At 44.6% G+C, this 24699-nt stretch carries 18 protein-coding genes and 1 pseudogene; 8 read left to right on the forward strand and 11 right to left on the reverse strand.

Annotation, left to right across the window (positions count from 1 at the left end):
• Positions 1 to 7: 7 nt before the first annotated feature.
• The 5 genes from acnD to AB4185_RS16215 all read right to left on the reverse strand — a co-directional run bounded on the left by acnD (position 8) and on the right by AB4185_RS16215 (position 9367).
• Positions 8 to 2626, reverse strand: coding sequence for a Fe/S-dependent 2-methylisocitrate dehydratase AcnD (acnD, locus tag AB4185_RS16195; protein ID WP_372135663.1), 2619 nt, complete (start codon positions 2624 to 2626; stop codon positions 8 to 10).
• A gap of 101 nt (positions 2627 to 2727) precedes the next feature.
• Positions 2728 to 3939 carry a 2-methylcitrate synthase gene (prpC, locus tag AB4185_RS16200; protein WP_017063813.1) on the reverse strand — a complete coding sequence of 404 codons (1212 nt, stop codon included), beginning with the start codon at positions 3937 to 3939 and terminating at the stop codon, positions 2728 to 2730.
• Between the two features lie 146 nt (positions 3940 to 4085).
• Positions 4086 to 4982: a methylisocitrate lyase gene (gene prpB, locus AB4185_RS16205; RefSeq protein WP_372135664.1), complete on the reverse strand. Its 897-nt coding sequence runs from the start codon at positions 4980 to 4982 to the stop codon at positions 4086 to 4088.
• A 100-nt stretch (positions 4983 to 5082) separates the two neighbouring features.
• Positions 5083 to 5802 (reverse strand): GntR family transcriptional regulator, encoded by a 720-nt coding sequence (locus AB4185_RS16210; RefSeq protein ID WP_102428969.1) that lies wholly within the window; start codon positions 5800 to 5802, stop codon positions 5083 to 5085.
• Between the two features lie 391 nt (positions 5803 to 6193).
• A complete protein-coding gene (locus tag AB4185_RS16215) occupies positions 6194 to 9367 on the reverse strand; it encodes an HD domain-containing phosphohydrolase (RefSeq protein ID WP_372135665.1) in 3174 nt (1057 codons plus the stop codon).
• Positions 9368 to 9866: 499 nt separating this feature from the next.
• On the opposite strand from AB4185_RS16215, the gene AB4185_RS16220 reads away from it, so the two are divergent.
• From AB4185_RS16220 to AB4185_RS16240, 5 genes are all read left to right on the forward strand, one after another.
• Complete coding sequence (locus AB4185_RS16220) at positions 9867 to 10838, forward strand: tripartite tricarboxylate transporter substrate binding protein (RefSeq protein ID WP_136974310.1); 972 nt, start codon at positions 9867 to 9869, stop codon at positions 10836 to 10838.
• A 242-nt stretch (positions 10839 to 11080) separates the two neighbouring features.
• Entirely contained in the window at positions 11081 to 11581 is a 501-nt protein-coding gene (locus AB4185_RS16225) for a tripartite tricarboxylate transporter TctB family protein (RefSeq protein ID WP_372135666.1), read from the forward strand.
• A 10-nt stretch (positions 11582 to 11591) separates the two neighbouring features.
• Entirely contained in the window at positions 11592 to 13112 is a 1521-nt protein-coding gene (locus tag AB4185_RS16230; protein WP_012603793.1) for a tripartite tricarboxylate transporter permease, read from the forward strand.
• A gap of 192 nt (positions 13113 to 13304) precedes the next feature.
• The gene (locus tag AB4185_RS16235; protein ID WP_372057963.1) at positions 13305 to 14063 is read left to right on the forward strand and encodes a sulfite exporter TauE/SafE family protein; all 759 of its coding nucleotides are present in this window, start codon (positions 13305 to 13307) and stop codon (positions 14061 to 14063) included.
• A gap of 255 nt (positions 14064 to 14318) precedes the next feature.
• A complete protein-coding gene (locus AB4185_RS16240; RefSeq protein WP_017066914.1) occupies positions 14319 to 14510 on the forward strand; it encodes a hypothetical protein in 192 nt (63 codons plus the stop codon).
• 150 nt (positions 14511 to 14660) lie between these two features.
• On the opposite strand, the gene AB4185_RS16245 is transcribed toward AB4185_RS16240, so the two are convergent.
• A complete protein-coding gene (locus AB4185_RS16245) occupies positions 14661 to 15074 on the reverse strand; it encodes a VF530 family DNA-binding protein (RefSeq protein ID WP_010438513.1) in 414 nt (137 codons plus the stop codon).
• Positions 15075 to 15313: 239 nt separating this feature from the next.
• On the opposite strand from AB4185_RS16245, the pseudogene AB4185_RS16250 reads away from it, so the two are divergent.
• Positions 15314 to 15520, forward strand: a pseudogene (locus AB4185_RS16250) (metal-dependent phosphohydrolase); the annotation flags it as partial.
• Between the two features lie 138 nt (positions 15521 to 15658).
• Here AB4185_RS16250 and gnd read toward each other — a convergent pair.
• From gnd to AB4185_RS16275, 5 genes are all read right to left on the reverse strand, one after another.
• A complete protein-coding gene (gene gnd, locus AB4185_RS16255) occupies positions 15659 to 17107 on the reverse strand; it encodes a decarboxylating NADP(+)-dependent phosphogluconate dehydrogenase (protein WP_017059712.1) in 1449 nt (482 codons plus the stop codon).
• Between the two features lie 29 nt (positions 17108 to 17136).
• Entirely contained in the window at positions 17137 to 17871 is a 735-nt protein-coding gene (gene pgl / locus AB4185_RS16260; protein WP_171733341.1) for a 6-phosphogluconolactonase, read from the reverse strand.
• Positions 17868 to 19370, reverse strand: coding sequence for a glucose-6-phosphate dehydrogenase (gene zwf / locus AB4185_RS16265; RefSeq protein WP_029222938.1), 1503 nt, complete (start codon positions 19368 to 19370; stop codon positions 17868 to 17870). Before zwf ends, pgl begins: the two co-directional genes overlap by 4 nt.
• Positions 19371 to 19780: 410 nt before the next feature.
• A complete protein-coding gene (locus AB4185_RS16270; RefSeq protein WP_017059715.1) occupies positions 19781 to 20476 on the reverse strand; it encodes a response regulator in 696 nt (231 codons plus the stop codon).
• Positions 20477 to 20542: 66 nt separating this feature from the next.
• Positions 20543 to 22195: a sensor histidine kinase gene (locus AB4185_RS16275; RefSeq protein WP_032545674.1), complete on the reverse strand. Its 1653-nt coding sequence runs from the start codon at positions 22193 to 22195 to the stop codon at positions 20543 to 20545.
• 621 nt (positions 22196 to 22816) lie between these two features.
• Here AB4185_RS16275 and AB4185_RS16280 point away from each other — a divergent pair.
• Positions 22817 to 23044 (forward strand): hypothetical protein, encoded by a 228-nt coding sequence (locus AB4185_RS16280; protein ID WP_009846577.1) that lies wholly within the window; start codon positions 22817 to 22819, stop codon positions 23042 to 23044.
• 215 nt (positions 23045 to 23259) lie between these two features.
• On the forward strand, positions 23260 to 24699 hold the full coding sequence (locus tag AB4185_RS16285; RefSeq protein ID WP_017063805.1) for a TolC family protein: 1440 nt from the start codon (positions 23260 to 23262) through the stop codon (positions 24697 to 24699).

The following is a 24699-nucleotide window of genomic DNA, read 5'->3' on the forward strand; positions in this document are numbered from 1 at the left end:
TAAGCTCCTACTGTGCGAGAAAGTCTTTAGCGAAACGTTGCAATACGCCACCAGCGCTGTACACATTCACTTCGTCTGCCGTGTCTAGTCGGCAGGTCACAGGAACATCCAGCTTGTCACCGTTTTTACGAGTGATGACTAGAGCCAAATCAGACCCTGCTTCAATGTCGCCGTACACGTCGTAAAGCTCGGTGCCGTCCAGTTCTAAGGTATTGCGATTGGTTCCCGCTTTAAACTGCAAAGGCAACACACCCATTCCAACTAAGTTGGTTCTGTGGATTCGTTCAAAGCCTTCGGCAACAATCACTTCAACACCCGCCAAGCGCACCCCTTTGGCTGCCCAGTCACGTGATGAACCTTGCCCGTAGTCTGCGCCAGCAACGACAATCAAAGGTTGTTTACGGTTCATGTAGGTTTCTATCGCTTCCCACATTCGCGTAACTTGACCTTCGGGTTCAACCCTTGCTAGTGAACCTTGAACGACTTCTCCTGCGTCCTTCACCATTTCGTTGAACAGTTTAGGGTTGGCGAAGGTTGCTCGTTGGGCGGTTAAGTGATCGCCTCGATGGGTCGCGTAAGAGTTAAAGTCCTCTTCCGGCACTTCCATTTTGGTGAGATATTCCCCCGCAGCGCTCGAAGCGAGAATCGCATTTGAAGGGGATAAGTGATCTGTAGTGATATTGTCACCCAGAATCGCTAAAGGTCTCATACCAGATAGGCTTCGTTCTCCCGCAAGAGCACCTTCCCAATAAGGTGGCCTGCGAATATAGGTACTTTGAGGTCGCCAGTCATAAAGCGGTTCAGTAGTCACCTGCTCCTCGTCTGGCTGGAACATTTTTACGTAGATTTGTTGGAATTGCTGAGGCTTAACATGCTCACCGACAACAGCATCGATCTCGGCATCACTCGGCCATAAATCGCTTAAGTAGATTGGCTTACCATGGTTGTCAGTGCCTAAGCTGTCTTTCTCGATATCAAAGCGAATCGTACCCGCCAAGGCATAAGCAACCACTAATGGCGGTGAGGCTAAAAACGCTTGTTTTGCATAGGGATGGATTCGACCATCGAAATTTCGATTCCCTGACAACACAGCGGTTGAATATAGGTCGCGGTCGATGATCTCTTGTTGAATTTTAGGATCCAACGCACCACTCATTCCATTACAGGTTGTGCACGCATAACCGACGATACCGAAGCCTAGTTTTTCCAGTTCAGGCAACAAACCGGCGGACTCAAGATAAAGCTTGGCAACTTTAGAACCTGGAGCAAATGACGTTTTCACCCACGGTTTACGAACTAATCCAAGCTGATTGGCTTTCTTAGCCACCAATGCTGCGGCGACCACATTTCTTGGATTACTGGTGTTAGTACAAGAGGTAATCGCTGCGATGATTACGGCACCATCAGGCATCTGTTCATCGCTGTACTGCTTAGCATGCTGCTCTTTCCAAGATGTTTGACTGATACCTTGTTCAGCCAGCTCTCTGGTTGGCAAACGGCGATGAGGGTTAGACGGCCCTGCAAGATTGCGCTCAACCTTCGATAAATCAAACTCTAATACACGTTCGTATTGAGCAGAGTCTAGATCGTCAGCCCATAGCCCGGTTTGCTTGGCGTAGCGTTCAACTAGTTCAACCTGCTCAGGCTCTCGACCAGTGAGTTTCAGGTATTGAATAGTCTGCTCATCGATATAGAACATACCCGCTGTCGCACCATACTCTGGCGTCATGTTGGAGATGGTTGCGCGGTCACCAATGGTCAGTGCACGAGCCCCCTCACCGAAGAATTCCAAATAGCTTGAGACCACTCTCTCATTGCGAAGGAACTCAGTAATCGCAAGCACAATATCCGTTGCAGTTATCCCTTCTTGTCTCTGACCCGTCAGTTTAACGCCGACAATATCAGGCAATCGCATCATCGACGGACGACCGAGCATCACTGTCTCAGCTTCCAAGCCGCCCACACCAATCGCAATAACGCCCAGAGCATCAACGTGCGGTGTATGGCTATCGGTACCAACACAAGTATCAGGAAACGCGATGCCTTCTTTAGATTGAATAACTGGAGACATTTTCTCCAAGTTAATCTGGTGCATGATCCCATTACCCGCTGGGACCACACTCACGTTTTTAAACGCGGTTTTACACCATTCAATAAAATGAAAACGGTCTTCGTTTCTGCGCTCTTCAATCGCTCGGTTTTTATCAAATGCTTCGTTATCAAACCCGGCATGTTCCACTGCCAAAGAGTGATCAACAATCAGTTGAGTTTCGACCACTGGGTTCACCTTGGCAGGGTCTCCGCCTTGGTCGGCAATCGCGTCTCGTAAGCCAGCTAAATCTACTAAAGCGGTTTGACCCAAAATGTCATGACACACGACACGTGCTGGATACCAAGGAAAATCTAAGTCGCTCTTACGCTCGATGATCTGTTTTAAGCTATCTTCAAGTGCAGCTGGATCACAACGTCTTACCAATTGTTCCGCCAGCACTCTCGACGTATAAGGCAAGGTTTTATAGCTGCTCGGAGATATCGCATCTACCGCTTCACGAGCGTCGAAATATTCTAAATGGGTACCGGGTAAAGGCTTACGGTACTGCTTTGGTTCAAATTTCACATCAGACATACATCCACCATTATCTGTTAAATTCTATTCGTTGGTTCTCGAGGTCTTATCACATGAAGATAAAAGTCACCTCGAGATATAAGTCGGCTCGATATAGAGAACTAACGTAAATGGATTGGCAGCCAGTCTTGATGCTCTGGCCCGGTGTAGTCTGCACTTGGGCGAATGATGCGATTATTTTCTCTTTGCTCGAACACGTGTGCTGTCCAGCCTGTAAGGCGACTCATCACAAAGATTGGCGTGAACAGTTTGGTTGGGATGTCCATGAAGTGATAGGCAGAGGCATGGAAGAAATCCGCATTACAGAACAAGCCTTTCTCACGCTTCATGACTGCTTCAACACGCTCTGAAACGGCGTAAAGCTGTTCATCTCCCACCTCTTGAGCAAGCTCTTTTGACCAACGCTTGATTAAGGCATTTCGAGGATCGCTTTCACGATAAATAGCATGACCGAAGCCCATTATTTTGTCTTTGTTAGCAAGCATCTGCATGATGTTGGTTTCGGCTTCATCGGCGGTTTGCCAATCTTGGATCATTTCCATTGCCGCTTCATTCGCACCACCGTGCAGTGGGCCTCTTAGTGTGCCAATCGCAGCCGTTACACAAGAATGAATATCCGACAGTGTTGACGCACAAACACGAGCGGCAAAGGTAGAGGCATTAAACTCATGTTCCGCGTAAAGGGTTAGCGAGCAGTGCATCACCTTCTTATGAAGTTCACTAGGCGTTTTGTCAGTCAACATCTTCAAGAAATAGCCACCCAAACATGCTTCGCTTTGATCTTCCGTATCAATGCGCACGCCATCATGGCTAAAGCGATACCAGTAACAAATAATCGCAGGGAAAAGCGCGAGCATTCGTTCAGTCGCAGGCAATTGTTCTGAAAAATCAGATTCTTGCTCTAGATTACCTAGCATCGAACAACCCGTTCTCATCACATCCATTGGGTGAGCATCTGCAGGAATAAGCTCCAACAATGCTTTCAAAGGTTGAGGTAAACCACGTAAACCAACCAACAATGTTTTGTAATCGTCTAGCTCTTTTTCATTGGGCAAATGGCCTCTTAATAGCAGATGTGCCACTTCTTCAAACTGAGCGTGGTTAGCAAGATCGGTAATGTCATAGCCACGGTAAGTTAAACCCGTTCCTGATTTTCCTACCGTACATAGCGCAGTCGACCCTGCACTTTGACCACGTAGACCAGCACCACCGATTGCCGGTGCGCTGGCTGGTTTGTTTGCTGTTTTTTCACTTTTTTGCTCTACTTTTGAAGCATTTTCGACAGCGGCTTTATCACTCAAAGATACAGACATGGTGAACTCCTTTTCTGTGTTAGCCGCCTGCACTCTTTGGTGCTGCCTATTTATATGCCCGATGATCTTTATCATCGGTACTGGATTTGGCGACTAACCATTTCACGTTATTGGATTAAGTTGATTTTTGATTAATTGAAACTGGTTTACCCTTCGCTTGAAAACAACTGATCAAGCTTGTTCTCGTAGTCGTGGTAATTAAGGTGTTCGTAAAGCTCCTTACGGGTTTGCATTGAATCCAACAGAGCTTCTTGATTGCCTTCAACTAGCAAGTGCTTGTAAACATTCTCCGCCGCTTTGTTCATCGCACGGAACGCACTCAATGGATAAAGCACCATGTCGACACTTGATTGGGCTAACTCGTTACAGCTGTAGAGTGGTGTTTGGCCAAATTCAGTGATGTTCGCAAGAATAGGCACGTGCTTGCCCGTTGCTGATTTCAGCGCTGCCGAGAACTTCACGTATTGATCGAGTTGATTCATCGCCTCAGGGAAGATCATGTCTGCGCCCGCTTCAACACAAGCTATCGCTCGCTCAATTGCGCTATCAATGCCTTCAACCGCCAATGCATCCGTACGTGCCATAATCACAAAGCTTTCATCGGTTCTAGCATCGGTTGCCGCTTTGACTCTATCGACCATCTCTTGCTGACTTACAATCGCTTTATTTGGTCGATGACCACAGCGTTTCTGGGCCACTTGGTCTTCCATATGGATTGCTGCTGCGCCTGCCTTCTCCATAGCGCGAATCGTACGTGCAATATTGAATGCGCCACCAAATCCCGTATCGATATCCACCAGCAATGGCAGATCACACGCGTTGGTAATACGTTCAACATCTACCAACACATCGTTCAATGTGGTGATGCCTAAATCAGGCAACCCATAAGACGCATTGGCGATGCCTCCGCCAGACAAATAGATCGCCTGATGCCCCAAGTTCTTTGCCATCATCGCGCAGTACGGATTGACCGTGCCGACGATCTGCAATGGGTCGTTGTCTTGCACAGCTTGTCGGAACTTAGCTCCTGCTGGTAACTTCATAATGACGCTCCCTGTTAATTGTTTATTTCTAGCTAACCTTTAAGACTTACGGCTTTTGGTTATCGCCAGCTCTGACCCGCTGACAGATACCAGTCGCCAGTTAATCAAGATCTTTGGATTGGATTTGTTGTTCTATAAGCAGTCGACTGCCCGATATGTGTCTTCGCATAAGCATTTCTGCTAGCTCTTCATCACGGTTACGGATCGCTTGTAGAATGTATTTGTGTTCATCTAGCGCCTCTTTTGGACGAGACTGCGCCCTAGGTGATTGATAGCGATACATACGTAATAAGTGATAAAGCTCGTCACACAACAACGAAATGAGTTTGCTGTTGCGACTCGCTTTGATAATGCGGTAATGGAAATCAAAATCCCCATGTTGATGAAAGTAAGAAGAACCTTCTACTTCATCGATATGCTTTGAATGTGTCGACAATAACCCTTCAAGCCCGACAAGCTCTTCTTGTGTGATATGTCTCGCTGCGAGTCGAGCAGCCATGCCTTCCAAAGCCTCTCGCACCGCGTAAAGCTCTAGCAGTTTTTCTGCCGAAAAAGTAATCACTCGCGCGCCAACATGTGGAATGCGTTCTATTAGGCCAAGCCCTTCAACTCGCATTATCGCTTCACGTAATGGGCCTCGGCTTACTTCGAAGCGTTTAGCCAATTCAGGTTCCGAAATCTTACTGCCCGGTAGTAATTCACCGCTAACAATCGCCTCAACGAGATACTCAGTGAGATTTTCTGATTTAGTGTTCTCTTTATCGCTAACACGTGTTTTCGTGTTTGCATTTAAGCTGAGATCTTTTATCGCAGTATTCATATTCACGCTGCTCACTTCTATTTGCTGAACCTTAATTGTCAACAATTCCATAACATGAACATAAAATACACGATTAAATTGTCGACAATCAAGCAAATTGTCGACAATTTAGACTAAGGTAGTACTTTCTATAGGCGATAAAAACTTACTTAAAAGGACACTAAAAACAATTCAACCACTTGTTATTTATCGATTTAAGCAAAGAAAGAGCCGCTAAACCCTTCCCTACCCTGAAATCACTCGAAACCAATGTGTCGACAACTTATAGACAGACTTGACAAACGCAGAGCACTTTGTGTCGATCTACCTGTTCACCGATAAACAGATATAAAAAAGGCGCACTCATGTGCGCCTTTCATTCATAGACCCCGTTCTAACAAGCCACCTTTACTCAAGCAATCTGACGAGTAACATCTAGGTATTTGCTGATATCAACGAAATCAATTTGTTCCGGCTTCAGATACTCTTCTGCATAACGCAGGTGAGTGCCGCTGGTTAAGAACAATCTAAACAGTTCGATATCGAGATGCTCGTCCAATGCCATTTTATACATGATGTCGACAGCAACACTGATTGGCTTAGCCTTCTTATAAGGCCTATCTGCAGCGGTTAATGCCTCAAAAATATCAGAGATCACCAGAATACGTTCTGGGATTGAGAGGTCATCACCAGTCAGCTTCCTTGGATACCCTGTACCTTTAAGTGTTTCATGGTGAGTTGAAGCGTAGCGAGGAACACGACTTAGCTCTTTCGGGAATGGCAGGTTCTCAAGCATCTTAATCGTGCCAAGCATGTGCTCGTTTATCTTAAATCTATCTTCAGCAGTCAATGTACCGCGTGCAATACTCAGATTGTAGACTTCGCCTAGGTTGTATAAGTGCTCAGGCACATCCATTTTAATTTGATGTTTCGGGTCAAATTCTAACGGCCTATCTCTTTTCACTATGTGCTCTGGCTTATCACTCAAAAGTGGTTCTGTGGCTGGTAAACTTGAACTCGGCTCTCGATTCATTGCCTCTATCGGTGATAGACCAAGTTGATCATCAAAGTTACGCGTCCAAGTCGTTTCAGCTATCAAGCGAATACGAGCAACTTTGTCATCACTCATGAATTCACCACCAACATTAGACGTCGCGATAAACTCAAAATCATCTTGTAGCTTCTGTTGCGCTTCAGCCAACTCTGTTTGGATTTGTTCGCTCGCTAGCTTGCCTTCAAGCTGTTTCGTTAATGCTATTATTTCAGCATCACGCCACAATACCTCAAATCGAGTTCTCACCTCGTGAATTCGGTTGTAGTTGGCCTCAAGCTTCGTACCTTTATCGACGATGTGTTCCGGCGTTGTTATTTTTCCGCAGTCATGCAACCAAGCCGCAATTCTAAACTCACGGCGCTCATCATCATTTTTAAACTCAAAATTTTTAAAATGATCAGATTGTGATTTCTCAGCCACGTCAGCTAGCATCAAACCTAGCTCTGGTACACGGTTACAGTGCCCAGCCGTATAAGGGGACTTGTCATCGATAGCTTGGGCGATAAGCTTGATAAACGACTCTACAAACGCCTCTTGCCTCTGTTCATGTCGTTTAAGCTCCATTGCCATTTCTTTTACAGCAACAGATAACTCCCACACTTCTTTAATACGAGTATTAAGCACAGCTACGTTGTCATAGTCACGCAACTTAACCTTGTGAGTCTCTTTCTCTAATTGGCGAATAGGACGTACTATCGGTGTACCAAAGACCCAAGCCACAGGCAAGGTTAAACTCATCAGTAAAATCGTTACACCAACAGAGGTTGCTAGACGCTTATTGACTGTACTGAAGACTTCAGATTCGGGAATCAATACCGCAAAATACTCAGAGTAGTGTTCGCCCGTGTCTATTTTCTTTAAATAGAGATGCTTAATCTCACCATTCAACTCGACCCTTACCATACTACCTTCAACCGTTGCTTCCTTAGTCAAATCATAAAGTTCAGTATAAGGAACCGTCGTATTCGTATTAAAGCCGGTATCATGCAGCCACTTTTTTGCTAAGGCATCAAGTTGTTCACCACTTAACTTGCTGATAGCTTGATCAATAATTGGAAGCAATTGTTTATGCTTGCTCTGCAGCACCAAATGGAATTGATTTGAGTAGTTCTGTTTTAGATCTTCTAGAGTCCCATTGACAACAAGGCCTGGCTGGAAAAACCTATCTAATGCAAACGAGAGTACGGGTTCAGCTTCTAAGAAAGCAAAGTTCTCTTCGCTTTCAATTGAATTAAATGCAGACTCTAGGTTTTCAAATTCAACTAAATCAATGTTCGGAAAGTCCTCTCTTAACTTAGGAATAATTGACCACCCAGATAAAATGGCAACTTTTTTACCCTCAAGCTCGGCATAATTAGTGACAACCTTCGCACCGACCCTTGTCACGACAGAAAATGGCAATTCATAAATTGGAGTCGTGTATAGGCCATCTATGCCATTATTTTTATAATTTTGAACCGATTGCAGGCCATCAATACTTCCTTCTTGAAACTTACTGACAAGCTCGCCCCAAGAGAAACCATTAACAAATTCAAACCTGATCCCTGTCATCTCACCAATCATGTTAAGAAGGTCTATCGCATAGCCGTTTGGCTTTCCCGCCACTGAAAAGTCCATCGGCCCCCAATCATTTTGATTAGACACTAACAGCGGAGGGGTATCGTTAATCAAGGCTTGCTGCTCAGACGATAGCATTAATGTTGATACATCAAACTCCGATTCCTGATTGTTAACCTTGAGGTTAGACGCAATAATATTACCCGATTTCGAATATAAGAAAGACTCAACCTTACTGTCTTCTGCTAAGCCAAGCGCCGTACCTGATAGTTTGCTAGCTAAAGAAGACAACACAATATCAATACCAATCACATGTTGAACTTCAGATTCGATTTTCGAATCAAACGCTAAAGAATAAGTTTGCCCGGTAATTTGTAAATGCTGGAAAAGATATGGCTGAGTTTTTTCGACCGACTGAACATTGGCAGAAACATACCAAGGCCTGGTTGTTGGAAGGTAGTTGCTCTGCTCCGTAGTTGAGTTTCTTAGCGTAAACTCTTGGTCAAAATATTTCGTCGTACGGACGCGCTCCTCCCCTATATTATGAATCTCAACCACAACCCAACGGTCTTTTTGTTGTGCACCGATTTTTTCTCTAACGACAGGGGCAGATTCTAGATTAATAATTTGGAAGAAGTTTTCATTAGATGAGCCAATGTAAATACTATAAAAGAGAGGGTTATCTTTAATTGCTTCTGAAAGAATACTACGCGACTCTTCTTTCGATATTTTGTTACTTATAGAACGTTTCACTGAAGAAAGTAAACGCGCCGTATTGGCTGCGTCAGAATCAACCGCGCCGATATAGTTACTCAGCTCTTGGGACACCATCGTCAACTTTGATAGGGTATTCTCAGTCGCCATTTTTTTACTGAAGTAATATTGAAGAGAGACCGCAACCACAGCCGTTAGCACAGTCGCGAGTATGAACATTGTTCCAACGGTAAAGCGTAACGAAATTTTTTTTAATGCCATTATTTCATCCTTGAATAATCGCCAACTCCAAAGTTAACAGCCTAGCGCAATCAATACCGCTTAAGTTGCATATCAACTATAGTAACTCATTATTCCACATCTAAAATCTAACACCTCTATACACCTGACTCTTTTGCAGAAATAGTTATCGTAGTCACATCTAACAATATAGACCAACAACCAATGCACTCGAGTAGAAAACGCTAGTTAAATCCAACCTTTGTCAATGAATTCAATCATTCTGAGACAATAACTACGATTTTAGAATCCAGATATCATTCAACAGTAAATGGACAAAAACACGTTACCGTGAACTTTATGAACAATATTAATCCAATGTTCTTTATTCTCAATATCGCCGCATTACAGACATTCCATTAACACACCGTTAACTTTAGCTTCATCTGCTAAGCAATATCCTACTCATCTGTTTAGTAGCTGGAAATAAAACATAAGTTTCTCTCCATTGAAGAGATCCCCTACATAAGGAACGTGAACCATGTTCAAGGCACTGAAACCTACTCTTGCGGCTTCTATCATCGCAGCAACCTTTTCTTTCAACACTTTTGCTGCTGACGTAGAAAAAATCCACTTCCTAATCCCTGGCGGCGCTGGTGGTGGTTGGGATATGACAGCTCGTGGTACGGGTGATGTATTGGTGAAATCAGACATCGTAGAAAATGTCTCTTTCCAAAACCTGTCTGGTGGCGGTGGCGGTAAAGCGATTGCTCACCTAATCGAAACAGCACAACGCCAAGAAGACACGCTAATGGTGAACTCAACGCCTATCGTTGTTCGTTCACTAACAGGTATCTTCCCTCAATCTTTCCGTGACCTAACTCCGGTAGCAGCAACCATTGCCGATTACGGCGCAATCGTCGCTCCTGCGGATTCTAAGTACGACACTTGGGAAGACGTCGTTAAAGAATTCGAAACCAACCCACGTAAAGTGAAGATTGCTGGCGGTTCAGCTCGTGGCAGCATGGACCACCTTGTAGTAGCGGCAGCGTTCAAAGGCGAAGGTTTTGATGCGAAGAAAGTACGTTACATTGCCTACGATGCTGGCGGTAAAGCGATGGCGGCACTGCTTTCTGGCGAAACACAGCTGCTTTCAACGGGCCTTGGTGAAGTACTAGAGATGTCTAAATCTGGCCAAGTAAAAGTGCTTGCTGTGACGGCTCCAAAGCGTCTTGACGCTGCGCCTAACATCCCAACACTGACTGAATACGGCAACGAGACAGTATTTGCTAACTGGCGTGGTTTCTTTGCGGCACCGGGTACAAGCCAAGCAAAAATCGACGAGTGGAACGAAGCTCTTGGCAAAATGTACAAAACCGATGAGTGGCAAGTGGTTCGTGACCGTAACGGTTGGATCGACAACTACAAAGCTGACAAAGATTTTTACGCCTTCCTAGAAGACCAAGAAAAACAGATGGGCGATCTAATGCGTGAGCTTGGTTTCTTGAAGTAACCAACAACCAGAGAGGGTCTTTGTGCCCTCTTACTCTTTCCTGTTTCGCCGTACATGAGTTAACTAAAACTCCTTTGTTTATTCGTAGTGTATTGCTAAAGCTTGCTGATTCGTTGTAGAGGCAAGTGGCTTAACCAAGTCATGTAATTCGCTCACCTTTGGTTAGTGATCCCAGACATTCTTCATTAACTCGCTCATGTGCGGCTTTTTTACTTTTTATACCACCCCAAATGGAGTTGGATATGTCGGACTTACCAACCAAATTTCTGAGTAAGGAATCTTTGCTTTCGAAGGATCGCATCGGAGCCATGCTCTTTATGCTTGCATGTTTATGCTATGGCTACCAAACCACGCTGATTCCTTTGTTCCCCAGTGACGAGTACGAACCCTTCACAGCAAGAACCTTACCTATCCTGCTAACGTTTATCGGCATTGGCCTTTCGTTGATCCTGCTTATAACCGGACAGCCGGATAAAAAAGTTACATGCGACACTACGCCGTTGAACTGGAAACTGCTTATTGGCTTCTTGGTGTTAATGGCTCTGTACGGTGTTGGGCTGACTTATCTTGGCTTTGTTTTAGCAACCAGCTTCTTCTTACTTGCAGGCTTTTACCTACTGGGTGAGCGCCGAAAAGCTGTCTTATTTGGCGCGTCGTTTCCTTTCGTTATCGCGTTCTTTCTTTTATTAACTCAAGGCTTAGATATCTACCTAGAGCCTGGTTTAATCTTCACTCTTTGGTAGGGATAACATTATGTTAGACGGAATTTTACAAGGACTTTCTACCGCCGTGATGCCAATGAACATCATGATGGTAATTGTTGGCTGTTTTGTTGGTACCTTTATTGGAATGCTACCGGGACTCGGTCCAATTTCAGCAATCGCGTTGATGATCCCGATTACATACGGCCTAGATCCTTCTTCTGGCCTAATCTTGATGGCTGGTGTGTACTACGGCGCTGTATTTGGTGGCTCGACGTCATCCATCTTAATCAATGCTCCGGGTTGTTCTTCAACGGTAGTAACCGCGTTTGACGGCTACCCGATGGCTCAAAAAGGCCAAGCAGGTAAAGCACTTGCTCTCGCGGCTTACTCTTCTTTCACAGGCGGTACGCTTTCAGCAATCATGCTTTTGATTGCCGCACCGGCTCTAGCAAGCGTGTCACTGAGCTTCCAGTCTTCAGACTACTTTGCGTTGATGCTATTAGGTTTGTCCGCTGTAGCGGCGTTTGCAGGCCCAGGTCAGGTAATCAAAGCGTGGATGATGACTATTCTTGGTTTGATGCTATCAACTGTAGGTATCGACAAAGGTGTTGGCGTTGAACGGTTCACTTTTGGCCTTACGGATCTGATGGATGGCTTTAGCTTCCTATTATTAGCGATGGCAACATTCGCACTGGGTGAAACCTTGATGGGTATTCTAAAACCAGAGCAAGACACCAGCGCGGAAGAAAGCCAAAAGATGTCGGATATTGGTAGCATGAAGGTCACCAAAGAAGAGTTCAAAGAAGTGGCACCAGTTTCAATTCGATCTTCTATTCTCGGTTTCTTTACCGGTGTTCTACCGGGCGCAGGTGCCACTATTGCGGCATTCCTAAGCTACGGTATGGAGCGTAGCCTCGCGCCAAAAGACAAGCAGAAAGAGTTCGGTAAAGGCAGTATCCGTGGTCTTGTTGCTCCTGAATCAGCAAACAACGCCGCTTCAAGTGGTTCATTCGTTCCGCTACTAACGCTGGGTATTCCGGGCTCTGGTACAACTGCGATTATGCTTGGTGCATTGATTGCCTACGGTATTCAGCCTGGTCCTCGCTTGTTCGTTGAACACCCAGATGTATTTTGGTCAGTGATCATCTCTATGTACTTTGGCAACATCGTACTGGTTATCTTGAACCTGCCTTTAATCCCTTATATTTCTAAACTGCTAGCGGTACCTAGAACGGTTCTACTGCCAATGATTATCTTCTTCTCAATCACTGGCGTGTACTTGGTGTCATTCAACACGATGGACGTATTTGTGATGCTACTGGTAGCGATGGCTGCGATAGCATTAAGGCTAGCCAACTTCCCATTGGCACCATTACTGTTAGGCTTCATATTGGGCGGCTTGATGGAAGAGAACTTAAGACGAGCATTGATGATCAGCGATGGTGAGTTGAACTTCTTATGGGAACGCCCTATTACGATGACCTTCACTATTCTGGCGGTATTGGTGCTGTCTAGCCCGATTCTAGTGAAACTATTTAAGAGTTTTAGAGCGAAGCCAGTAGAAGTGTAAAGCTTTATCGAATCAACTAAACCTCAACGAAAGGAGCCATTGGCTCCTTTTTTCATTTAAAGCCTCAATTAAAACCAGCGGTTAAAGATGGTAGCAAACTCACAAACCTATCTTTACAACACACATGGCGCTGATATTCATAACAAATTCAAGTAAGGTAACCAGTTAGTTAACGTATTGGATTCTAAAACTATGGATTGGTTGATTCTATTCTTATCAGGGGTGGTTGGCGGTGTGCTTAACTCCATTGCGGGTGGCGGCAGCTTCATCACTTTCCCTGCTTTGTTATTTGCTGGCGTTCCACCAATAGCAGCCAACGCGACCAACACCTTTGCTTCATGCGCTGGTTACATCAGTGGTGCTTACGCACTGCGCCACGAAATTCAATCTGGTACCAAACAACTCAAGCTCGTTGTTGGGCTATGCGTAATTGGCGGCGGCATTGGTGCATTTTTACTACTACACACGCCAGAAGCGCTATTTACCCAATCCGTACCTTGGTTATTACTGTTCGCCGCTCTGCTTTTTACCTTTGGTGGCACTCTCAACAAATGGCTAAAGAAAGTAACCGCTAAACATAAGCACGCCACCAGCGCAGGGGCGTTCTTTTCCGCTGTATTGCTTTTGATCGTGTGTGTTTATGGTGGTTATTTTAATGCAGGCTTAGGCATTGTGACATTGAGCTACTTGGCGCTGGCTGGTTACACCAACATCAACGTGATGAATGGCATCAAACTGCTCGTGTCCGCGTGTGCTTCCCTCGCAGCGATCGTATTTTTTATCGTCAATGGTTCGATTGATTGGCCGTCTGGCATGGCTGTATTATTGGGTACATTGGTTGGTGGTTATTATTCAGCAAAAATCTCTCGCCGCATCCCTCAACACTATGTTCGTAATACAGTGATCATCGCGAGTTTCTTAATCACCGCTTACTTTTTCTATAATAACTAGGTTTTATGCTAAGTCGGTTTGACACTAATTAAACCCGAAACTGAATCTAATTCTAACTGGAAAACACAGCGGGAAAGCTGACTCTCGCATTACCTATCTCGCTATTTTATTACTTATAAAATAACCGTGTCGATATGTGTGAGACGAGTCCTTTAATTAGTAAATTTGATAACAATTTAGACTGTTTTTTAGCCTTTATTTTTCCAAGGGTGGGATACTTCTCCTGTCGAAAGTGAGACTTCATTAGGAGGCGTTATGAACATTAAACTCGGTCATGTCATGTCATCAAGTCGACTCATTTGCTTTGTCGCTTTTCTTGCTGCCACATTCGCGTGGATCCTAAAAATGCCCGCTCTGTTTTCTGTGTCAGCGCTATTCTTACTTATCAGTGCAATCGTTTATGTCACCGATCTTTGGAAGAATCAAAGAAAGAACCGCGAAGCTTAGCCATTTACGGTTTAAATCGAACGAATTAAAAAAGGAGCTCATAGGCTCCTTTTGTGTTTTTCGCTTATCTAATTAGCCGTGCTAATCGCCGACGCCTTATTTAGCGACGGTTCTTTCTAGCGATGTCTTCTTGTTAACGACGCCTTCTTGTTAACGACGGAAGTTACGACCGTTACCGCCACGGCGCTCTTTAAATGCAGACGCAGCTTTAGCTTGAGAGGCATGGATAGACTCAACCGTTAGTTCCATCGGCTCACGAGGCTCTAGCCCATGGCGGAATGTACGTGAACGCGGAGGCATCTGGTATTCGATGTCCGATGCTTTAGGCATGCGCTTGAAACGGTAAAGGTAGAAGTTTTCAACCTTCTCACGAGCCCATTCGGTTTTCTTCAGGTATTTAACTGCGCTTGCCACTGTAGGCTTAGTGTTAAAGCAGTTCATACGCATTGCCGCATCTAAAATTTCCCAACCATAATGATCCACTAATTCAGTGATCATGGTTTCAAGCTTTAAGCCGTGTAGCGGGTTATTTTGTTGCAGTTCGATTCTTTCTTCTTCAGTCATAACATTACCTTTTTCAAGGCAACTAAAGGCCTTGAATTTACTCTAGAACACCGTCATCACTGACCGCTTCTAGCTCAATCATTTGGGCATTATTTCCATTGCCCTTGTTTATGTCTTTATGATGGCATAAAGCATGTGCGTTATCCTATTTATCTTTTCATTTAATTTTAAAATGGTTATTTAACGTCCAGATCATCATTAACAGCACTTTAGTTAAGCAATAGCGCATACGCTATTAACTGGCAGACGTATTCGATGCGTTAATGAGTAAAAGAGCCTATAAACACGCTTGGTCACTGAATGAGGTGATGGCCTATATAGAAGCAAACACTGGTTCAATGTTTGACCCAGAGTGGGTTGAAGCGCCTAAACAAAACCTAGACAGCTTTATGGCCATTCGAGATCAATACAACGACGATGTACAACCACATATCATGACCGCCTAAGCGATAATTAGTTGTGTGTTTGAAGTGACCATCTAAAAATACGCAAACCAACAAAAAAGGATGCCACTGAGGCATCCTTTTGTTTTCTAGTTTGCAGCTGAAAGAACAAATTTGTTCTCTACTGATTCTAACTAACGATTATACGTCGTAAGTTGTAGAAGCAGTATCGCCGCCTGTACCAGTCCAGTTTGTGTGGAAGAATTCACCACGTGGACGGTCAGTACGCTCGTAAGTGTGAGCACCGAAGTAGTCACGTTGAGCTTGAAGCAGGTTCGCTGGTAGACGTGCAGTTGTGTAACCGTCTAGGAAAGATAGCGCAGAAATCGTACATGGCATTGGGATACCAGACTCTAGAGATTTCGCTGCTACTTTACGCCATGCCACTAGGCTGCCTTGTAGGATGTTTTTGAAGTACTCGTCAGAACCTAGGAACGCGATGTCTGGGTTTGCTTCGTACGCATCACGTATGTTGCCTAGGAATGCAGAACGGATGATACAACCACCACGCCACATTAGCGCTACGTTACCGTAGTTTAGGTCCCAGCCGTTTTCGTTCGACGCTTCACGCATTAGCATGAAACCTTGAGCGTAAGAGATGATCTTAGAAGCCAGTAGAGCTTGACGTAGTGCATCAACCCACTCTTGCTTGTCGCCTTCAACTGGAGTGATTGTCTTCTCAAACAAAGCTTCAGCTTCAACACGTTGGTCTTTAAGAGCAGACAGGCAACGAGAGAATACAGACTCAGAGATCAGTGTTAGTGGGATACCTAGGTCTAGTGCGTTGATACCAGTCCACTTACCCGTACCTTTTTGGCCTGCAGTGTCTAGGATCTTCTCAACTAGCGCTTCACCGTCTTCATCTTTGTAGCCAAGGATGTCAGCAGTGATTTCAACTAGGTAGCTGTCTAGCTCAGTCTTGTTCCAGTCAGCGAATACTGCTTGCATCTCGTCAGCAGACATACCTAGGCCATCTTTCATGAACTGGTATGCTTCAGTGATAAGCTGCATGTCACCGTATTCGATGCCGTTGTGTACCATCTTAACGAAGTGACCAGCACCGTCGTTACCAACCCAGTCACAGCAAGGCTCACCAGCGTCAGTTTTTGCCGAGATACCTTGGAAGATTGGCTTAACCGCTTCCCAAGCTTCAGCCGCACCACCTGGCATGATTGAAGGACCGAAACGAGCACCTTCTTCACCACCAGATACACCAGTACCGATGAAGTGGATGCCTTTCTCACGACAATGCGCTACTCGACGGTTAGTGTCTGGGTAGTTAGTGTTACCACCATCAATGATGATGTCGCCTTCGTCTAGAAGTGGGATTAGATTTTCGATGAACGTGTCTACAACGTCACCAGCACGAACCATAAGCATCACTTTACGTGGCGCTTCTAGCTTCTCAACTAGCTCTTCTAGAGAGTAAGCACCAACAATGTTAGTACCTTTAGCTGGGCCTTCTAGGAACTCGTCTACTTTCGCAGCAGTACGATTGTGAGCCACAACTTTGAAGCCGTGGTCGTTCATGTTTAGGATAAGGTTCTGACCCATTACTGCTAGGCCAATTACACCGATATCACCTTTCATTATTTATATCTCCTTGCGGCTATTCGCACTTATGCGATAGCACTTGCTGCATTTGAATCTAGGAACCACTCTGTCTCGCCAGTTTTAGACTGGATTTTCGCTGCCGGGTAAGGCAACTCTGAAGCAGGAGTAGTATGAATTTCTTTAACGATCTCAACTTTACCTGCACCCAGTACTAGGTAGCTGATTCGTTTTGCTGCTTCTAAAACTTTTGCGGTTTTAGAAACACGGATTTGACCAGACTCAGGGTGAGAAGCCAGTACAGACAGGTTCTCATCTTGGTAGTTGGTTGCACCTGGGAATAGTGAAGCTGTGTGGCCGTCTGCGCCAACACCAAGCAGAATCCAATCGAATACAGGCGTGCCGTTTTCTGTTGGGATTACGTCTGCCATCTCTTTTGCGAAACGCTCTGCTTCTGCTTTTGGTTCATCTTCACCACGGATGCGGTGGATGTTTTCAGCAGGAAGGTTTACTTGAGTAAACTCTTTTAGTTTTGAAAATAAGAGTGCGTTTGCTTCACCGAAATTGCTTTCAGCATCATCAGGTGCAACGCAACGTTCGTCGCCCCACCAGAAATGAAGGTTATTCCATTGAATGCCTTCTGCGTATGGCGCTTGAGCTAAAAGCTTGAAAAGCATTTTTGGCGTGCTGCCACCCGACAATGAAATGTGAACAGGCTTGCCCTGCTCGCTGTAAGCTTTCATTTCGTTTGCTAGGTTTTCAACGACTAATTCAGGCGTTGCAAAGATCTTGTGATTGATCATAGTTCGCAGTAATCCGTATCTGTTAAGTTTTTGCATGGGAAACGCCATGCGCGGCCATCACGCTGCAGAAGCTCATCGGCTTCTTGTGGGCCCCAAGTACCACAAGCATAGCCAAACAGTGCTTGAGGGTCTTGCTTGAAATCTAAGATCGGTTGAACGTACTTCCAACATGCTTCTACTGCATCGGTACGTGCAAACAGAGTCGCATCACCGTTCAGTGCGTCAAGAAGAAGACGCTCATAAGCCGTTAGCATCTGAGTCTCAGGCAGATCAGAGTAAGAGAAGTTCATTTTCACTTCTTTTGCTTTGAAACCTGCACCTGGCTCTTTCAAACCAAAGCTCATCTGAATACCTTCATCCGGTTGGATACGGATAATCAGTTTGTTCTCTGGTGCATCTTGACCAAACACTGGGTGTGGTGTGTTCTTAAAGTGAATCACAATTTCAGTCACACGTGTTGGTAAGCGTTTACCCGTACGTACGTAGAAAGGAACACCATTCCAGCGCCAGTTATTGATGTGTGCTTTAAGACCAATGTAAGTTTCAGTACGAGAGTCGTCTGCGACACCATGCTCTTCACGGTAACCTAGTAAGTGCTGACCACGAACATCTGATGCTGTGTACTGACCTAACACTAAGTCTTTACGCAAATCATCTTCTTCTAATGGTTTCAGACACTGAAGTACTTTAACCACTTCATCACGAATAGAATCTGCATTGATTTGAGCAGGTGGCTCCATACCAACCATTGCTAGCACTTGTAGCAGGTGGTTTTGGAACATGTCACGAACTGCGCCAGAACCGTCGTAATATCCGCCACGTTCTTCAACGCCAAGGAACTCAGCACCTGTGATTTCAACGTATTCAATGAAGTTACGGTTCCACAGTGGTTCAAACATCGCGTTTGAGAAACGAAGCACTAGAAGGTTTTGTACCGTTTCTTTACCAAGATAATGGTCGATACGGTAGATCTGGTGTTCTTGGAAGTGATGATGGATCTCTTCATCCAGCGCTTGAGCTGATGCAAGATCGTAACCAAATGGCTTCTCAATAATCAGACGACGCCAGCCGTTCTTCTCATCGTTCAGGCCATGCGCAGCAAGGTTTGCTGGAATCACACCGTAAAGGCTTGGCGGGGTTGCCAAGTAGAACAATGTGTTATGGTTTTCGAATTGGTAGTCTTGCTCAAGCTTATCCAGACGTTGTGCTAGACGAGCGTAATCGTCTACATCTGAAGTGTTGATCGCTTGATAATGCAGATGTTCAATAAATGCATTCAGCGTCTCTGGCTCAGTTTTTTCCATTTCCTGAAGAGACTTCTTCAGCTTCTCACGGTAAGACTCGTCGCTGTACTCAGTACGGCTCACTCCAAGAATCGCAAAGGATTCTGGAAGTTGATTGCTAGCATACAGGTGGTACAAAGCAGGAATTAACTTGCGGTAAGTTAGATCTCCCGACGCACCAAAAATAACGATGCTGCTGTTTTCAGGTATTACCATCATCTTTCCTATAAAAACAAGGTTTTTAGTATTCGCCAAAGGTATCAGCGACATACGAAAATAGATAATAGGTCTTGGCTATTACATCAATAGCGAGTGCCTATTACACTTGAGAATGCGTTTGGTAAACGAGGGTGAAAGCTATCACCTCTATTCGGGACAGTATTGTCTATGACTATTTGATTTACATCAACCACTGTGAAAGCAATCGATTAAATATTGACTCATTTCGAACAAATTCTAATCGATAGTTCCGTTCATTTGACCCGAGGGAGAAGCAAATCGGCATTCTCAAACAGTGTAGTCAAGAAAGAACGGTATCTGGTCGGTGGAGTGAGCAATAGGAAAGGGAGAAAAAGGTAAAACCAGCTTATTCAACTGGCTTTATATTTATTTTGATGGTGTCGTGTTTATCTTTGCGCTTTGTTGTAGCAGCGCTCCGGGCGACCTACGGTACCGTAATTTAAGTCTGCGACTAACTCACCAGTGGTAATCAAAAATTCTAAATAGCGTCTGGCGGTGGTTCGGCTAGCACCAATTCGTTCTCCGGCTTCATCGGCGGTAATATTAACGGCATCAGCTTGCTGAAAAATGGCTCTGATCTTATCCAACGTTACGCCATCAATTCCTTTGGGCAAGGTTGATACTTTTCCTGAGTCCGCTTTGGCATTGGCTTGCAGCATCTTATCAACCAAACCTTGGTTCAAATCAGACACGCTTTCGAACTCTTGTAACTGTGACTGATACTTCTTCAGTGCTGCTTCCAAACGAGGAAACATGACTGGTTTTAATAGGTAATCCACCACTCCCCCGCGCATTGCCTGCTGCAGCGTATCCACATCCCGAGCAGCAGTAATCAAGATAACGTCGCAGCCTTGATTGCTCCCTCTTACGTGATTAAGAATATCGAGCCCACACCCGTCCGGCAGGTACACGTCCAATAACACCAAATCAGGTTTTAAGATGTCCAGTTGCATGAGCGCTTCAGACTGTGTGGTGGCAATGCCGACCACGTCAAAGCCACCCATCTGTTCTAAATAACGATGGTGTAGCTCTGCAATCGCAATATCATCTTCAATGACCATGACTCTCGTGATTGCGTTCATTTATGTTCTTCCTTTAACCATGCTTTTTCCGTCACGATGATCTTCGCAAGATCGTTTCGTGCTTAATTATTGTTCTTCTTTTGGCAGATAAACCGTCATTCGCGTGCCAAAATCGTGGTTGTCGACCATTTCAAGCTGCCCTTGATATCGGTCTGCCAGCTGCTTTATCAGATACAAACCCACACCACGATTTTGCTTCGCTTTGCTCGATACGCCTTTTTCGGTGAGTGCTTTGGTCGCCAACTCTTTCGGCAAACCGCACCCTTTGTCTTCTACTTCTACGATAATTTCATTACCAAAATCACTGATTGAAACTTCAATAACCCGACGCGCTGGCGCAATTTGACCCTCTTGCTTAATCGCCGTCATGGTGGCGTCAAAGGCGTTATCAATCAGGTTGCCAAGAATTGTGACAACGTCATCCGCGTTTAACCAGCTAGGCAGAGCTTCAAGCCTTGATCCCTCTTCCACTTTAAGCTCTAACCCAATCTCTCGAGCTCGCTCTGTTTTGCCTAAAAGCATGCCTGCAATAAGAGGGTCTTTCACCGTCTCTCTTAAGAACTCAATTAAGCTCTGGTAATGAGCGGTTTCTTGACCAATCAATTGTTGAACAGAATCCAACTCGCCCATCTGAATCAAGCCACTAATAGTGTTAAGCTTGTTTTGATGCTCGTGGGTTTGTGAACGCAGTAGATCAGCATATTCTTTGGTTTGTGAGAGCTGGTCTGTTAAATCGTTGATTTCATCTCGTAATCGGAAACTCGATACCGCCCCGACCACCTCACCTGCCACTATAATCGGGCTTCGGTTAGCAATGATTCGCTTATTGTTTAAATACAACTCAACATCGTGGTCGGTGTCGCCGGTTGATAGCAGTTGTTCTAAATCACTGCCTGGCAATACATCAGAAAGGCGCTGTTGATTGAGTGCTTTATCCCTGTCTATCGATAAAATATCGCAGGCACTCTTATTAATTGAACGTAAAATGCCGTGCTTATCGATGCTCAGAATGCCCTCTTTCACGGTACTCATGGTTACATCTAGCTCAACATACAACCGGCCTATCTCTTCAGGCTCAAAGCCCAAAATAGCGCGTTGAAAACGGCGAGATACATAACTCGAAATCAAAGCGTTGACCGCAACCACCAGCAACGCCATCACAATCAAAAAGGCTAAGTAAGGTTCGATTCGATCTTGCAACGAATCCAATAAGTAACCAACTGACACCACACCAATAACGGTACCTTGGGTGTCTTTTACCGCGGATTTACCACGAACTGAAAAACCCAGCGATCCTTTGGCTGTCGACACATAAGACTCGCCCAATACCAATGCTTTTTGGTTATCGCCACCACGCATGGGTTTACCGAGCCTGTCATCATAAGGGTGAATCAGGCGGATACCTTTATCATCTCCAACAACGATAAACGCCGCGCCAATGAGCTGAGTAAGGTTACGAAATTTAACTTGGGTTTCTTCAGACAAAACGTAGGGAACGCCATTAGGGTCCAACGTTCCATTTTCTTGAATAATGCTGGTGACAAGCGGCGATTCAGATAGAAATTCAGCAACACCTAACGCTTTCAAACCCATCTCTTGTTCTTGAGATTGTTTGATGTAGTAAAAACCAGCAGCTGCAAGAATCAAAAGTTCAACGAGGCCAGTGACCGTCATGATAATCAGTAACCTTTTACGGAAACTGATACTGCTCCATTTCATATTCCACCGTCCCTAGTGTTAGACGATCAATGTTAACACCAAGTTAATCGCATTACCTTTCTAGGGGCGTGAATTTGTGACTGCTACTCAACTAAATAATTGAGCAGATTGTTAATTGATAATCCTTTACGTTGTTCATCTCGATTAATCGTTCATTTTTAGGACTGATTAGCTTAAAAACCAAAATAAACGAATAAATATTGAGCTAGATCACTAAGCTTTTAGGTGTTTTTTAGGTTGTTTAAAATAAAGACAATTATAATGGTTGCATATGAAGAAGTTTATTGTTGCTAAGCCATAGGTCATGATTTTCAGACCTCGCTTTGAATCGAAACTTCGATTAACAAAATAGCAACAACCCTTCGCTCGCTGGACGTATCTATAACTAAAAGTTGCACGCTCGCCGTTACGAATGATGAACAAACGGATTAAGTATTCTCCCCTATTCATCCATCGCTATTTCAAACTCGGCTAGCCAGACAACGAAGAGGTGACTGATAAAAGCATCACCCAATAATAAAACATTGATGAGCAGGAAGTATCGATCAGTCAGTGGCAACGTCCAATAGAAACAGGATAACAAACATAACGTATAAACATTGTTGAAAAGGAAACAAGGCAATGAAACGCGATAACTTTGGAATTTGTCTTACTAAGACTATGCTGTTCAAACACTTACAATCGACTTTTACTCACGTAAGAGCCTATGAGAAAGATGGCACCTCCCCTCTCGATCTCAAGGTATTGTTAGCATTCCCGCAAATGTCAGGTAGAGATTTATTACAAACAATGCAAGGTTCAAGACAATTGGTATGGCGCGCCGATCACCATTGTCCTAGCTTTAAATAAGCCACTTCATTTTGTAAAAACACTTCTATACTGAACTTAAAGAGCATGCTTATGCGTGCTTTTTAAGTTTCATTTATCTTTGATATTCACGTCACTCAATCTTATTTACACTTGATTAACGAGTTATGAGAATTTCTATTCATATGAGACAATCTATTCAAGACAAATGACTATCGCCCTGTTAACATTAGAGTTAATACTCTAATTGGTATTTAATGCAGATGACCAAACCAAAATTCCGATACCTTGCGATCGCCAGTATGCTTCTCGGCACTATGGCTTCGCCAGGCTATGCAGCTCCGCTCACTTTTTCTGAAGCGTGGCAAATATTGCAAGAAAACAACAACTCTCTTGCGGCTCAACAAGCCAACGTTGAACGTTATCAACACCTTCAGAACTCAACAAGTAGCCTCAATCTTCCTTCTATTACCTTAGGGGCTAACTACACGCACCTTGATAGTGATGTGACGATTAATGGTGAACAGTTTTCAGATAGCTTGAGTGGAGTAAACCCTGCTATATCCGCGATTTTGCGCCCTCTAGTTGGTGGCGTTACCTCAACGATTACCGAACAAGACATCTTTAGCTCTTCCATTCGTGCTGTGTGGCCTATCTTCACTGGTGGTCGAATAACCGCTGCGCAAAATGCGGCTGAAGGTAAAAGCGAAGAAGCGCAAAGCCAACTGTTGATGGAGAAACAAGCTCGCTACGAAGACTTAAGTAAGTATTACTTCTCGGTGATCTTAGCGGAAGACGTGGTGAGAACGCGTCAAGCCGTTGAAGCAGGCTTAACTCAGCATCGTGATTTCGCCATCAAGCTTGAACAGCAAGGACAAATCGCCCGAGTAGAACGCCTACAAGCCGATGCTTCTTTAGATAAAGCGATTGTAGAGCGCACGAAAGCTCAGAACGATCTTAAAATTGCGCAATTGGCGTTGACCCAAATCCTTGGTCAAAATGAAAGTGTAGAACCCTCTGAACAACTGTTTATCAATAAGAACCTGCCTCATATGGACGTGTTCATTGACCAGACACTCATGACCTACCCCGGCCTTAAGATTCTTGATGCAAAAGAGAAACAAGCAAGCAGCTTAATTAAAGCCGAGAAAGGTAAATACTACCCAGAGGTTTACCTTTATGGTGATTACAGCCTGTATGAAGATGACTCTCTAGCCAGTGAAATGAAACCCGATTGGTTGGTTGGCATTGGTGTGAATGTGCCACTGCTTGATACCTCTGGCCGTTCCGACAAAGTCGCTGCGGCTCACAGTGCCGTATCACAGGTTCAATTCCTTAAGTCACAAGCTAAGCAAGACTTAACCGTGTTGGTACAAAAGACTTACCTTGAAGCAAACCAAGCCATTGAAGAGGTTCAAGGCCTAAACTCGAGCTTGTCTTTAGCTCAGGAAAACCTATTACTTCGTAAAAAAGCCTTCACACAAGGGTTATCTAACTCATTAGAAGTGGTTGATGCCGAGCTTTATCTTGCGAGCATTAAAACCCAGCAATCTGCTGCTCGCTTCAAATACCTAATCTCTCTCAACAAGCTGTTAGCGCTAACCAGCGAAATGAATGCTTACTCCAGTTACTTAACCTCCTCTGTTCCGTCTGATTTCGACTCAAAAACAGACACCGTTAGCCAGTCAAAAGGATAA

It is taken from the genome of Vibrio sp. 10N.286.48.F5, from assembly GCF_041469785.1.
In the GTDB taxonomy this organism is placed as follows: Bacteria; Pseudomonadota; Gammaproteobacteria; order Enterobacterales; family Vibrionaceae; genus Vibrio; species Vibrio crassostreae_C.

What these genes read in the sequence shown, in the direction of transcription:
- acnD (WP_372135663.1), bottom strand. Translation starts at nt 2,626, where the DNA reads ATGTCTGATGTGAAATTTGAACCAAAGCAGTACCGTAAGCCTTTACCC.
- prpC (WP_017063813.1), bottom strand. Translation starts at nt 3,939, where the DNA reads ATGTCTGTATCTTTGAGTGATAAAGCCGCTGTCGAAAATGCTTCAAAA.
- prpB (WP_372135664.1), bottom strand. Translation starts at nt 4,982, where the DNA reads ATGAAGTTACCAGCAGGAGCTAAGTTCCGACAAGCTGTGCAAGACAAC.
- AB4185_RS16210 (WP_102428969.1), bottom strand. Translation starts at nt 5,802, where the DNA reads ATGAATACTGCGATAAAAGATCTCAGCTTAAATGCAAACACGAAAACA.
- AB4185_RS16215 (WP_372135665.1), bottom strand. Translation starts at nt 9,367, where the DNA reads ATGGCATTAAAAAAAATTTCGTTACGCTTTACCGTTGGAACAATGTTC.
- AB4185_RS16220 (WP_136974310.1), top strand. Translation starts at nt 9,867, where the DNA reads ATGTTCAAGGCACTGAAACCTACTCTTGCGGCTTCTATCATCGCAGCA.
- AB4185_RS16225 (WP_372135666.1), top strand. Translation starts at nt 11,081, where the DNA reads ATGTCGGACTTACCAACCAAATTTCTGAGTAAGGAATCTTTGCTTTCG.
- AB4185_RS16230 (WP_012603793.1), top strand. Translation starts at nt 11,592, where the DNA reads ATGTTAGACGGAATTTTACAAGGACTTTCTACCGCCGTGATGCCAATG.
- AB4185_RS16235 (WP_372057963.1), top strand. Translation starts at nt 13,305, where the DNA reads ATGGATTGGTTGATTCTATTCTTATCAGGGGTGGTTGGCGGTGTGCTT.
- AB4185_RS16240 (WP_017066914.1), top strand. Translation starts at nt 14,319, where the DNA reads ATGAACATTAAACTCGGTCATGTCATGTCATCAAGTCGACTCATTTGC.
- AB4185_RS16245 (WP_010438513.1), bottom strand. Translation starts at nt 15,074, where the DNA reads ATGACTGAAGAAGAAAGAATCGAACTGCAACAAAATAACCCGCTACAC.
- gnd (WP_017059712.1), bottom strand. Translation starts at nt 17,107, where the DNA reads ATGAAAGGTGATATCGGTGTAATTGGCCTAGCAGTAATGGGTCAGAAC.
- pgl (WP_171733341.1), bottom strand. Translation starts at nt 17,871, where the DNA reads ATGATCAATCACAAGATCTTTGCAACGCCTGAATTAGTCGTTGAAAAC.
- zwf (WP_029222938.1), bottom strand. Translation starts at nt 19,370, where the DNA reads ATGGTAATACCTGAAAACAGCAGCATCGTTATTTTTGGTGCGTCGGGA.
- AB4185_RS16270 (WP_017059715.1), bottom strand. Translation starts at nt 20,476, where the DNA reads ATGAACGCAATCACGAGAGTCATGGTCATTGAAGATGATATTGCGATT.
- AB4185_RS16275 (WP_032545674.1), bottom strand. Translation starts at nt 22,195, where the DNA reads ATGAAATGGAGCAGTATCAGTTTCCGTAAAAGGTTACTGATTATCATG.
- AB4185_RS16280 (WP_009846577.1), top strand. Translation starts at nt 22,817, where the DNA reads ATGAAACGCGATAACTTTGGAATTTGTCTTACTAAGACTATGCTGTTC.
- AB4185_RS16285 (WP_017063805.1), top strand. Translation starts at nt 23,260, where the DNA reads ATGCAGATGACCAAACCAAAATTCCGATACCTTGCGATCGCCAGTATG.